Below are 11,471 nucleotides of genomic sequence, written 5' to 3'. Positions count from 1 at the left end.
GAAGAACATGATTTACGTTGCTTTGCTTACGGCTTTTATCGGAGCGCTCATTTTTACACCGCTCGTCATTCGCTTCGCTTATCGCATTGGAGCGGTCGATAAGCCTAACTATCGTAAAGTACACGTTCGCGTGATGCCACGAATTGGAGGTTTGGCGATTTTTTTAGCCTTTTTAGTAGGCTTTATCGTTTCTAGACCGACAGATGAACATGCGCTCTATATCGTTTTAGGAGCGACACTCATCATTTTAACTGGATTTTTAGATGATTTATTAGATATTACACCGCGAGCGAAAATGCTCGGACAAATTGCATCAGCACTCGTCGTCATTTGGGGCGGTTTGCAAATTCAATTCATTAACTTACCGTTTTTCGGAGAGTTGCAATTCGGCTGGTTCAGCATTCCAATCACGATTTTATGGATCGTCGGTATTACGAATGCAATTAACTTAATTGATGGGTTAGATGGACTTGCAGCGGGAGTTTCGGCTATAGCATTAATCGCGATGTCCATTATGGCTGTCATTATGGGAGATGTATTCGTCGCTACAACAGCAGCAGTACTCGCTGCGAGCGCACTTGGATTTTTATTTTACAATTTCCACCCAGCGAAAATTTTCATGGGGGATACAGGATCGCTCTTTTTAGGCTTTATGATTTCGGTACTCGCGCTTTCCGGATTTAAAAATATTGCCGTTGTCTCATTAATTATTCCAATTATTATGCTCGGTGTTCCAATCTCAGATACATTTTTCGCTATTGTGCGTCGCATTCGGATGAAACAACCGATTTCAGCACCAGACAAATCGCATTTACACCATTGTTTGCTAGACTTTGGTTTTTCACATCGTCAAACAGTGCTGATCATTTATACGATTGCGATTTTATTCGGAGTTGCGGCGATTTTATTCTCTCAAGCGACATTATGGGGAGCGATTTTATTACTCTCTGTCATCCTCATTGCCATCGAATTGTTCGTTGAAATTTTAGGTTTGGCTGGAAAGAATTACAAACCACTCATTACATTTGTTCGAAGTATCGGCAAATAAAATATTTCTTAAAAATAAAACCTCCGAAAAGCTTGGATTTAAAGCCTTTTCGGAGGTTTTTTAGCAGTTGTATTTAAATTAACTGTCATTTGTATTTGAAATTGCGGTTGATAATGTCGATGAAGTAGATGGAGAGCGTAATTTTAAATGTCTTTGCAAAATAAATTTTAAGTCGGCGAGGTTTTCTTCATCGATGGTGTAATAGTATCCGTATGTCCAATCATCTTCCCCTTCTAATACATGGTTGTCTACTCGTGGTAAACCACCTTTACCGTATTCGAGGAATGAAAGCATCTCACGAAATGTCATATTTGTTTTCATGTTGTTGCCGATTGCTTCAATGACATTGCCATATTTAAAAAAGGAAGACGCTTCTAACGCTTTGTCGACCATTGCTTGCACAATCATTTGTTGTCTTTTACCACGATCGACATCGCTATCTAGCTTACGGGTACGTGCTAGAGCGAGAGCGTGTCGACCATCGAGTGTTTGTATGCCTGGTTGAAGATGAATATTATTGCCGTCGTTTTCATCCTTCTCAATACGTTCGTATGGCACTTCAACTGTAATGCCACCGAGTTCATCGACAACATCGATAAAAGCATTGAAGTTCATGCGAATATAATAATCAATCGGAATTTCTAGTAATTCTTCAACCGTTTCAACGGTTGAACGAACCCCACCGTATTGATACGCATGAGCGATTTTATCACGCTTTCCGATTTCAGGTATGTATACATACGAGTCTCGCGGAATACTCACTAAGTTGACAGAGCGTTCTTTTGGATTGAGCGTGGCAAGCATGATGGCATCTGTACGACTGTTTGACTCACCTTGCTGTCTTGCTTCGCTATCATCAATGCCGAGCAATAAAATAGAGACATTGTCTTTAGCTGGTTGTACTTTCTCTTCACGAGATATTGCCGATGATGGTCGATCTTCAATCGCTTCAAACGCAGTGTCAGCAGCGATCTGAGCTTTGTGATATAGATTGGCAAAATAGAGAACAACGACAAAAAAGAGAGCAGAAAAAAGTAATAAAGTGATTTTTAATGTATTCGTTTTCCGTTTCTTTGAGCGTTGTTGTTGTTGAAAATCTGTCCGTTTCACTTTTCTCCTCCTTCATAGTATTGAGTTGAGATTCGTTAAGACGTAATGATTAAAAATGAGTCGAATAGTATACGTAATTCGAATATACTTTGAATATTATACTTCTTTTTTTATAAAAAGTGAAACGAACATTTTCTTAAACGTCGTTACGCTCGAGGTAGCTCTAAAAACAAAGTTTCAGCAATTTCGATTTTTGCTTGGCCGCTCGTCATATTCGTTATCCACTCAGTGAATTCATTTTCCTCTTGTGGATCGACATAAATTTGAAGTTGAACGTCATCGAGGTAGACAATTTCTTTTAAGGCATACTTCGATTGTCTCACTTCATTTTCGATTTTGCCGAGCCATGTGTAATCAATGTTTACAGTCATAAGATGAAATTTTTTGCGCAAGACGACTCCAGCAGCTTCGATTCCGACGGTAGTTGATTGTCCATAGGCACGAATTAGGCCACCGCTACCTAGTTTGATTCCTCCGAAGTAACGGGTAATGACGACTGCCGTGTCTTCTAAATTTTGTTTTAATAGTACTTCAAGAATAGGGACGCCTGCTGTGCCAGAAGGTTCTCCATCGTCGTTCGCTTTTTGGAAACGCTGCTTTGGACCGACGACATAAGCGGAACAGTTATGGGTAGCGTCGTAATGTTTTTTCTTGATGGAATCGATAAATTCATTCGCTTCCTCTTCCGTCTCGACACGGCTCACATAAGCGATGAATCTAGATTTTTGTATAATAATTTCATCTGTGCCATATTCTTTGATTGTATAGTAATTGTCTCTCATTGGAATCCTCCGCTTTCTGTAATATAAACGTAATGTTGAAACCGCTATGACGCGTATGTAGAAATGGTATAATTAACTAAAAGTGTATAAGGAATTCGTGTGACTTGCAACATCTTCAGCTTATCGCCACAAAAGAGGGAGAGATTTGGAGGAAAGGTATGTCAAATGAAAGAAATATAGATGTTCAACGGTTAGAATCTGTCTTTCAGAACATGTTAAAAGTAATGGACAACTCGAAGAAAGATATTTTTTCAATTAGCGAACAAACCCGTAAAAATTATGAAGAATTAAAACAAGAATTAGAAGAAGTACAGCGTGAGACAGAGAAGATTATTCATCGTGGAGATGAGCTGGAAGACTTGACGCATAAATCACGCCAACGTCTAGCTGAAGTATCAAAGCACTTTGAGAAATTTTCAGAAAATGAATTAAAACGGGCGTATGAAGTAGCGAATGACCTCGTCGTTCAACTATCGATTAATCGCCTGGAAGAAAAGCAATTAAGGAAACGTCGAGATGATTTAGAACGACGCCTTGTCGATTTGTTGAAGACGATTGAACGAGCAGATCTATTAGCTAATCAAGTGTCGACAGTTTTGACGTATTTAATGAGTGATTTAAAGGAAGTAGGACCTGCATTAGAAACAGCGCGCCAACGACAAGAGTTTGCGATAAAAATCATTCAAACACAAGAAGAAGAGCGAAAAAGGTTGTCTCGAGAAATTCACGACGGACCTGCTCAATTGTTAGCGAATGTTTCGTTACGAACAGGATTAATTGAGCAAATGTGCAACCCAAAAACGGACGAAAACGTCATAAAAGAGCTGAAAGAACTGCGAGAACTTGCGAGAGAAGCCTTGTCTGAAGTAAGGAGAATTATATATGATCTCCGTCCGATGGCACTCGATGACTTAGGGCTCGTTCCTACATTACAAAAGTATTTAAAAAAGACGATGAGTTATCATGAAGGGGTCGACATCCATTTTATGTCGAAAGGTCCAGATAAAAGATTCGATTCGAATCTTGAAGCATCAGTCTTTAGACTTATACAAGAGTCTGTTTCTAATGCGCTAAAACATGCGAAAGCAAGGGATATTTGGGTGAAACTCGAATGGCTTCGTGATACAATGAATATTGTCGTTAAGGATAATGGGAAAGGATTTGCCAAAGAAGAGATAAAAGATAAAACATTTGGTTTAATCGGAATGCATGAGAGAATAGAGTTATTAAAAGGGAACATTCGCATTGATTCAAAAATCGGAGAAGGGACGACAGTATTTATCCAAATCCCGATTGAGAAAGAGACGATTGATAAAAGAGATTAGAGAATGAGAATAATGGAGGGAAACAACATGACGACGATTTTAATAGTTGATGACCACCAACTGTTTAGAGAAGGCGTAAAACGTATTTTAGATTTTGAAGAATCATTCGAAGTCGTTGCAGAAGGTGACGACGGAACGGATGTTATTGACTTATATATGGAGCACCGTCCAGATGTAGTATTAATGGATATTAATATGCCACGTATGAATGGAGTCGAAGCGACCGAGCAATTAATTGCGCAGTTTCCAGATGCGAAAGTGATCATGCTCTCGATTCACGACGATGAGTCATATGTAACACATGCCTTAAAATCAGGAGCGCTCGGGTATATGTTAAAAGAGATGGATGCTTCTGAAATCATTCAAGCGATTAAAGTGGTATCCAATGGTGGTTCTTATCTACATCCTAAAATTACACATAATTTAGTCCAAGAGTTTCGTCGCCTAAGCGAACGTGAACATAAAGGTTCGTTCCAACAAGCGGAGATTCGACGCCCATTACACTTATTGACAAAACGTGAATGTGAAGTACTTCAATTATTAACTGATGGACAAAGTAACCGTGTCATCGGAGAGACATTGTTTATTTCTGAGAAAACGGTCAAAAACCACGTTTCAAGCATTTTGCAAAAAATGAACGTCAATGACCGTACACAAGCGGTCGTTATGGCGATTAAAAATGGCTGGGTTGAAGTGAAGTAAATAAAAGTGTAGAAGAGTAACTTTTGTTGCTCTTCTTTTTAATTTTCGTGAACCATTCATACAAGCGTTATATAATGAAAAGAAGAGAAAGGAGAATGATGATGAAACAAATGAAATGGTTAGTAAGCATATTCGCAGTTCTTGCATTAGCTGCGTGCAATAATAGCTCGGATGATTCATCAGAACACGGTTCTGCCAACGATGGAGAACAGACAAATCAGTTTGGAACAATCGAGCACGGTGTCAATGAAGGAGGTTCTGCACAGCCTGAAGGAACTCCGAATGAAGATGAAGGGATCGGATTCAACTTAGCAGGTGGCGAAGTAGAAGAAGCACAGAATGTTCCAGAAGATGTAAAAGAAGCGGTAAAAAAGCAGTTCGCTACATATTTAGCGACAATTAATAATAAGCAAGTAGATGAACATGTTGCCCTGTTATCTCCAAATAGTGAAAGCTTTACGATCGAAGGGGAGCGCGAACATATGACGGAGCTATTTGAACAGTTCGACATGAACTACGAAGCGTCAGATGAAACAATCGTGAAATACGATGAAGAGAAAAATGAAGTGCAATTGTATGCGACGATGGCTGTCAGTGTGAAGGAAATCCCGAACGGTAAGCCAATCGAACGTACAGGACGACAAGTGACTGTCTTCCATTTAGAAGATGGTGAGTGGAAAATTGTCACGGTTCACTTTATTGGAGATCAATAATGAAAAAGCGCGCTACCTTGTAGAAGGAGCGCGCTTTTGTTATGAAGTATGTTGTTTTTTAGACGATTTATAATGTAATAAAAACTGTTTACGATTGGATAACATGCGTTGCAATGTAATTCCTTTAACGAATTGGCGATTGTATGTTTCTTCCGCAACGGGAAACAAAAAATGCGTGCCATATCTCGTATAGATGCATTGATGTCTATGATCGAATCGCAATATGTGAATGGGAGCAAACCAAATCACTTTAGGATTCGTTGCGGCATGCGTCGGAGTGAGAGCGATTTCAAAACCAGAAGCTGTAGGGCATGCGATCGGTACCATTTTTGTTTCCTTTAACATTTTCATTGCACGTTCTTGTTGTGCCATATAAGAGCCAGCATATTTTCGGACATGTCGTTTGACAATTTGAGTAGGCGGATAAGGAACAATGAATGATCGATTAATTTCAAAGATAAGTGTGTGTAACTCGCCTTGCTCTCGTCCAGGGTTTGGTACAGGTAATAAGGCAATCGTTTGAGAATGAATCGTATACATAAATATCCCTCCTTTTTTGTTATTTTACAAAAAAGGAGGGGGAAATTCTACTTCGAAGCTGCGCGTTCGATGGCGATGGTGCCGAGCATTTTGGCAGCGTTGATTAATGACTGTTCGTCAATATCAAATTTGGGATGATGGTGCGGATATTCAGGTCGTCCTTCGATCGCTGCACCTGTGAAGAAGATTGCACCAGGCTTTTCTTGTAAAAAGTAGGCGAAGTCTTCACCGCCTGTATAAGGCTCACATTCGACGTAATTTAAGCCGAGGTCATGTGTCGCTTGTTCGACGATGTCGACTCCTTCGTCATGGTTGATGACAGCAGGGTAGCCGTCTCGATATTCGAGTGTGATTGTACATTCGTACATGTCACCGAACGCTTCACAAATACGCGCCATCGATTGTTTGACGAGCTTTTGCGTCTCCGGATCAAATGTGCGGACTGTTCCTTCGATGTGTGCGCTATCTGCGATAATGTTGAATGCATCGCCCGATTCGATTTTACCGAATGTGACGACAGCTGGTTGGAGCGGGTTCACGCTACGTGAGACGACTTGTTGCATTTGAACGACGAGCGTACTTGCGATGACGAGTGCGTCTTTTGATAAGTGAGGAGCGGAACCGTGTCCACCATGTCCTTGAACGTGGATGAGGAAGTGGTCAGCAGCTGCCATAATTGCGCCTTTGCGACATTCAATCGTGCCTGTTTCGTTCACTGCCCATAAATGTGTCGCATACACTTCGTCAACATCATCTAATACACCAGCGCGCACCATTTCAATCGCGCCACCTGGAGCCATTTCTTCCGCATGTTGATGAATGAAGACGAATTCGCCTGCAAGTTCATCTTTTAACGCATGTAACGCTTTTGCGATATGTAATAACGTAGACGTATGTCCATCGTGTCCGCAAGCGTGCATGACGTTCGGAACAGTAGATTGATACGGAGCATCGTCTTTTTCATCTTGTAAAGGTAACGCATCGAAATCAGCGCGCAAAGCGATCGTTTTACCAGGCTTTGCACCTTTCAAACGTGCGACTAAACCATTTTGGCCGATTGGATGTTGATACTCAATTTGTAATGCGTCGTAAAAATCTTTAATATATTGGACGGTCTTTGTCTCTTGGAAAGAAAGTTCAGGGTGCATATGCAAATGACGGCGCACTTGTACGATATCGTCTTGCATTTGATCAATGAGTTGTGAAAATTTTTGTTGCATAAAAAATCATCCTCCTAAATATTCAAACTACTCTTACATCATACGCCTTTCAAAGAAAAAGTGCGAGCCGTCTAGCTGACAGCGCGCACTTTTTAAATTAGTAAATGAGGTTGACGAACTCCTCTTTTGTAATTCCGCCGAGCAGTTTTTCGACTGAGAGGGGTTCAATCGCGGCTAAAATAGCTTCGCGACTGTACGTCGTACCGATTAATGCTTTTTCTAAATCAGCTACTTCGCCGAGTCCAAAGAAGTCTCCGTAAATGTGAATGTCTTCAATCGTTCCTTTATTCACTTGAAGACGGACATCGATGCCGCCGACAGGGAAGCGGTGAGAGTGTTGCATGTTGAATTTCGGTGAACGACCGTAATTCCATTCCCACGTTTGGTAACGTTCTTTCGATAATTGATGAATGTTTTCCCAATCTTGTTCAGTAAGTGGTGCATATTGAATATGCTCTTCGCCACCGAAAATCGATTTCAAAATTTCCATGCGGAACTGTTCGATCGTCATATCTTTTTCCATATAGTCTTTAATATTCGTCACACGGCTGCGAATCGATTTAATGCCTTTCGATTCAATTTTATCCTTTTTCACGCGGAGCGCTTGCACGACACGTTCAATCTCTGTATCGAACATGAGGGTACCGTGGCTGAACATACGGCCTTTCGTAGCGAATTGGGCGTTGCCTGAAATTTTCTTGCCGTCGACTAAAATGTCATTGCGTCCTTTTAATTCTGCTTTCACGCCCATTTTCGCGAGCGCTTCAATAACAGGTTGTGTAAATTTCGCAAAGTTGCGGAATGAATCGCCATCATCTTTCGTTAAGAAGCTAAAGTTTAAGTTGCCGAGGTCGTGGTACACAGCACCACCACCTGATAGGCGACGGACAACATGAATACCGTTTGCGTCGACATACTCAGTGTTTACTTCTTCCACCGTATTTTGGTTTTTCCCGATGATGATCGACGGTTCGTTGATGTAGAACAGCAAGAAGGAATCAACGTCGATATCCATATTTTTCAAAACATATTCCTCGATAGCTAAATTTATTCTAGGGTCTGTAATCCCTTTATTATCAACGAAATACACGTAAATCTCCTCTTTCTATTTTCAGATTTTTAAAAAAATTTATAAAAATGGTTGACAGATGAAATGCTGTTATATTACAATGTGAAACAAGAAGTTAAATAAATCACAAATGATTTCGCTTTCAATTGTCTGACGATTATGAACATTAGTTCACACGAGCGAACAGCATACAATAATATTGTACATCATTTCGAATGGGAGTGAAAATGGATGACTCAACGAATCGTTCAGATTTTCAATGACTCAAGCCCGAAGACATGTGCAACATGTGGAACCGAAATTGAAGAGTTGCATAATAGTTACGCAGAAGAATGCGAAGCATGCAGCACGATAGGTTTTATTTTTTTACATCACCTGTACTAATACATTCAACAGAAACATAAAACAGACTATAACACAAAGGGAGCTGTCCATAATGAAAACAGAAAGCATCGTACAATTTTTTAAAAACTTACCAGCGAAACAATGTGCAACATGTGGCACGGAGATCGAAGAAATGCATGAGTGTTACTCAAACCAATGCGAAACGTGCAATAACTTATAATATTTTTTGAACCAACTGTACTAATACATTCAAAATAAACATAAAACAGACTATAACACAAAGGGAGCTGTCCATAATGAAAACAGAAAGCATCGTACAATTTTTTAAAAACTTACCAGCGAAACAATGTGCAACATGTGGCACGGAGATCGAAGAAATGCATGAGTGTTACTCAAACCAATGCGAAACGTGCAATAACTTATAATATTTTTTTGAACCAACTGTACTAATACATTCAAAATAAACATAAAACAGACTATAACACAAAGGGAGCTGTTCATGATGAAAACAGAAAGCATCGTACAATTTTTTAAAAACTTACCAGCGAAACAATGCGCGACATGTGGCACGGAGATTGAAGAAATGCATGAGTGTTACTCAAACCAATGCTAAACGTGCAATAACTTATAATATTTTTTTGAACTATCTGTACTAATACATTCATCATTTGAAAGAAACAGAATATAACACATTATAAGGAGGTGTTTCATATGATGACAGAAAATATCGTTCAATTTTTCAAAAACTTACCACCGAAACAGTGCGCTACTTGTGGTACCGAGATTGAAGAAATGCATGAATGCTACTCGAACCAATGTAGCACATGTAATAACTTATAAAACTCATAACATTCACACACCTTTCTGTAAAAAACAAACATGAGACTACGTTAGTAAACAGTATATGACAAGGAGCGGAAGAGATGGGGATCCTTCGCGCTTAATACAATTGAAACGTTTTACATAGGAATGGGGATGAACGAAACGATTGGGGAGTCGTTTCGTTCGGTTACACAAACAAAGGGGGATTTGAAAGCTATCTTTGCTGGGGAGCGGAGATAGCTTTTTTGCGTGCAAAAGTTCATCTTCTATTCATCTTCAGTTTTTACAATAGAACATAATAAACGAAGAACATATTAAAATGGACTGGTATGCAATAGAGGATGCTCTATTGAACCAGCCCATTCTTTATGAAAAGCTTTGGATAATACGTGTCGCAGCGGCTTCACCTTGATCGATACAATCAGGTAAGCCAACACCATCGTAAGAAGCACCTGCTAATTGGACCATCGGGAAATGTTCCTGCAGTTGTGCTCGTGCGTGTGCGACGCGTTCTTTATGACCGACGCGGTATTGCGGTCGATCTTTTTTGAAACGAGTGACGATGTGGAAATCGGGCTCGCCTTTAATGGTAAAGATCTTCCCTAAATCGCGTTTCGCAATATCGACGAGTTGTTCATCACTATACTCAACGAAATGTTCTTCACCGACACGTCCGATAAAGGCGCGAAGCAATACTTTGCCATCAGGTGTCGTCGTCGGCCATTTACGGCTCGTCCACGTACACGCGGTAATATCGTAATTGTTTTTCTTTGATACGAGGAAGCCTGTTCCATTTTGTTCTTGAACGACTTGATCTGCATCGTAGGCGAGAGATACAGCGACCGTCGAAGTCGTCGGAATCGTTGCGATTTCTTGTAGGATATCGTGACGATTCATAATATCGCCTGCAATGCGGTGACTTGTCGTTAATACAACATCATCTGCTTGAAGCGTTTGACCGTTATTCAATAGGAGTGTTGCTTGTCTCTCATGACGTTCAATGTCATGAACGCTCGTGTTCATGAGGAAGGTGACGTCTGTTAAGTGTGCTTCCAATGCTTCAACGAGTGTGCTCAAGCCATTGCGAAACGTATGGAAGGCTCCTTCTTTTTTCGAGCTATGACTATCTTTTTGTGGCAATTGTTTCGATTTTGATTTACGCATGCCGAGAATGAGACTGCGATGCTTCTTTTCCGCTTGAACGAACTGCGGAAACGTCGCTTGCAAACTCATATAGTTAATATCTCCCGAATAGACGCCAGAAAGTAAGGGTTCGATTAAATTTTCGACGACTTCCTTACCGAAACGTCTGCGGAAAAATGGTCCGACGGCTTGATCACCTTTCACGCTAGAACGAGGCATGATGAAATCGCCCGCTGCGCGTAATTTACCGAGCCATGAAAAGAGTTCAGTCGTAATGAAAGGGGACAATTCTGTCGGAATGCCCATGACCGAACCACCTGGAATCGGGTGAAGGCGATCATGAAGTAAGACGAATGCTTGACCTGTCGCATTGCGCACAAGTTGATCGTCAATGTGTAAAGCTCGTGCTAAACGTTCGACTGATTGTTTGCGGATTAAAAAAGAGTCCGGTCCACGTTCGATGACAAAACCGTCACGGCGTACCGTTTCGATTTTACCGCCGAGCTTATCACTCGCTTCGACGACTGTAATTTCGAGTGGAAGGTCATGTTCGCGTTTCGCTTCTTGCAAGTAAAAAGCAGTCGCTAAACCGGTAATTCCTCCACCGACAATGACGACTCGTTTCGTTTCAGTCAATCGGATCACGCTCTTT

General features: G+C 40.7%; 15 protein-coding genes. 9 read left to right on the top strand and 6 right to left on the bottom strand.

The features are described from left to right. The first annotated feature begins 7 nt into the window (after positions 1-7). Positions 8-1,048, top strand: a complete 1,041-nt coding sequence (locus IRY55_RS08170) for a glycosyltransferase family 4 protein (protein ID WP_194562814.1) — start codon at positions 8-10, stop codon at positions 1,046-1,048. Positions 1,049-1,126: 78 nt separating this feature from the next. Here IRY55_RS08170 and IRY55_RS08165 read toward each other — a convergent pair whose 3' ends face one another. Together IRY55_RS08165 and IRY55_RS08160 are read right to left on the bottom strand one after the other, a co-directional pair. Beyond that, positions 1,127-2,158: an LCP family protein gene (locus IRY55_RS08165; protein ID WP_194562813.1), complete on the bottom strand. Its 1,032-nt coding sequence runs from the start codon at positions 2,156-2,158 to the stop codon at positions 1,127-1,129. 146 nt (positions 2,159-2,304) lie between these two features. Next, positions 2,305-2,940 (bottom strand): YigZ family protein, encoded by a 636-nt coding sequence (locus IRY55_RS08160; protein ID WP_194562812.1) that lies wholly within the window; start codon positions 2,938-2,940, stop codon positions 2,305-2,307. A 158-nt stretch (positions 2,941-3,098) separates the two neighbouring features. Between IRY55_RS08160 and IRY55_RS08155 the strand changes: the two genes are divergently transcribed. The 3 genes from IRY55_RS08155 (at position 3,099) to IRY55_RS08145 (ending at position 5,680) form a co-directional block, all read left to right on the top strand. Continuing rightward, positions 3,099-4,265 (top strand): sensor histidine kinase, encoded by a 1,167-nt coding sequence (locus IRY55_RS08155; RefSeq protein ID WP_194562811.1) that lies wholly within the window; start codon positions 3,099-3,101, stop codon positions 4,263-4,265. Positions 4,266-4,292: 27 nt separating this feature from the next. After that, positions 4,293-4,967, top strand: coding sequence for a response regulator (locus IRY55_RS08150; protein WP_194562810.1), 675 nt, complete (start codon positions 4,293-4,295; stop codon positions 4,965-4,967). A 101-nt stretch (positions 4,968-5,068) separates the two neighbouring features. Beyond that, positions 5,069-5,680 (top strand): nuclear transport factor 2 family protein, encoded by a 612-nt coding sequence (locus IRY55_RS08145; RefSeq protein ID WP_194562809.1) that lies wholly within the window; start codon positions 5,069-5,071, stop codon positions 5,678-5,680. Positions 5,681-5,719: 39 nt separating this feature from the next. Here IRY55_RS08145 and IRY55_RS08140 read toward each other — a convergent pair whose 3' ends face one another. The 3 genes from IRY55_RS08140 to IRY55_RS08130 all read right to left on the bottom strand — a co-directional run bounded on the left by IRY55_RS08140 (position 5,720) and on the right by IRY55_RS08130 (position 8,530). Next, a complete protein-coding gene (locus tag IRY55_RS08140) occupies positions 5,720-6,220 on the bottom strand; it encodes a competence protein ComK (protein WP_194562808.1) in 501 nt (166 codons plus the stop codon). 47 nt (positions 6,221-6,267) lie between these two features. After that, a complete protein-coding gene (locus tag IRY55_RS08135; RefSeq protein WP_194562807.1) occupies positions 6,268-7,440 on the bottom strand; it encodes a M20 metallopeptidase family protein in 1,173 nt (390 codons plus the stop codon). A gap of 97 nt (positions 7,441-7,537) precedes the next feature. Then, on the bottom strand, positions 7,538-8,530 hold the full coding sequence (locus IRY55_RS08130) for a lipoate--protein ligase (RefSeq protein WP_194562806.1): 993 nt from the start codon (positions 8,528-8,530) through the stop codon (positions 7,538-7,540). 210 nt (positions 8,531-8,740) lie between these two features. Between IRY55_RS08130 and yhfH (IRY55_RS13625) the strand changes: the two genes are divergently transcribed. The 5 genes from yhfH (IRY55_RS13625) (at position 8,741) to yhfH (IRY55_RS08105) (ending at position 9,694) form a co-directional block, all read left to right on the top strand. Then, positions 8,741-8,893, top strand: coding sequence for a protein YhfH (yhfH, locus tag IRY55_RS13625; protein WP_194562805.1), 153 nt, complete (start codon positions 8,741-8,743; stop codon positions 8,891-8,893). A 52-nt stretch (positions 8,894-8,945) separates the two neighbouring features. Continuing rightward, positions 8,946-9,074, top strand: a complete 129-nt coding sequence (gene yhfH, locus IRY55_RS08120; RefSeq protein WP_194562804.1) for a protein YhfH — start codon at positions 8,946-8,948, stop codon at positions 9,072-9,074. 76 nt (positions 9,075-9,150) lie between these two features. After that, a complete protein-coding gene (yhfH, locus tag IRY55_RS08115; protein ID WP_194562804.1) occupies positions 9,151-9,279 on the top strand; it encodes a protein YhfH in 129 nt (42 codons plus the stop codon). A 74-nt stretch (positions 9,280-9,353) separates the two neighbouring features. Continuing rightward, positions 9,354-9,467, top strand: coding sequence for a protein YhfH (gene yhfH, locus IRY55_RS08110; protein WP_235961091.1), 114 nt, complete (start codon positions 9,354-9,356; stop codon positions 9,465-9,467). Positions 9,468-9,568: 101 nt separating this feature from the next. Beyond that, the gene (gene yhfH, locus IRY55_RS08105; protein ID WP_194562883.1) at positions 9,569-9,694 is read left to right on the top strand and encodes a protein YhfH; all 126 of its coding nucleotides are present in this window, start codon (positions 9,569-9,571) and stop codon (positions 9,692-9,694) included. 348 nt (positions 9,695-10,042) lie between these two features. Here yhfH (IRY55_RS08105) and hemY read toward each other — a convergent pair whose 3' ends face one another. Further along, the gene (gene hemY / locus IRY55_RS08100; RefSeq protein WP_328799639.1) at positions 10,043-11,464 is read right to left on the bottom strand and encodes a protoporphyrinogen oxidase; all 1,422 of its coding nucleotides are present in this window, start codon (positions 11,462-11,464) and stop codon (positions 10,043-10,045) included. Positions 11,465-11,471 lie beyond the last annotated feature (7 nt).

This window comes from Savagea serpentis, from assembly GCF_015351395.1.
Lineage (GTDB): Bacteria > Bacillota > Bacilli > Bacillales_A > Planococcaceae > Savagea > Savagea serpentis.
This window is presented reverse-complemented; position numbering and strand designations above follow the sequence as displayed.

Coding starts and splice junctions, on each gene's coding strand:
- IRY55_RS08170 (WP_194562814.1), top strand. CDS start 8: ATGATTTACGTTGCTTTGCTTACGGCTTTTATCGGAGCGCTCATTTTT.
- IRY55_RS08160 (WP_194562812.1), bottom strand. CDS start 2,940: ATGAGAGACAATTACTATACAATCAAAGAATATGGCACAGATGAAATT.
- IRY55_RS08155 (WP_194562811.1), top strand. CDS start 3,099: ATGTCAAATGAAAGAAATATAGATGTTCAACGGTTAGAATCTGTCTTT.
- IRY55_RS08150 (WP_194562810.1), top strand. CDS start 4,293: ATGACGACGATTTTAATAGTTGATGACCACCAACTGTTTAGAGAAGGC.
- IRY55_RS08145 (WP_194562809.1), top strand. CDS start 5,069: ATGAAACAAATGAAATGGTTAGTAAGCATATTCGCAGTTCTTGCATTA.
- IRY55_RS08140 (WP_194562808.1), bottom strand. CDS start 6,220: ATGTATACGATTCATTCTCAAACGATTGCCTTATTACCTGTACCAAAC.
- IRY55_RS08135 (WP_194562807.1), bottom strand. CDS start 7,440: ATGCAACAAAAATTTTCACAACTCATTGATCAAATGCAAGACGATATC.
- yhfH (WP_194562805.1), top strand. CDS start 8,741: ATGACTCAACGAATCGTTCAGATTTTCAATGACTCAAGCCCGAAGACA.
- yhfH (WP_194562804.1), top strand. CDS start 8,946: ATGAAAACAGAAAGCATCGTACAATTTTTTAAAAACTTACCAGCGAAA.
- yhfH (WP_194562804.1), top strand. CDS start 9,151: ATGAAAACAGAAAGCATCGTACAATTTTTTAAAAACTTACCAGCGAAA.
- yhfH (WP_235961091.1), top strand. CDS start 9,354: ATGATGAAAACAGAAAGCATCGTACAATTTTTTAAAAACTTACCAGCG.
- yhfH (WP_194562883.1), top strand. CDS start 9,569: ATGACAGAAAATATCGTTCAATTTTTCAAAAACTTACCACCGAAACAG.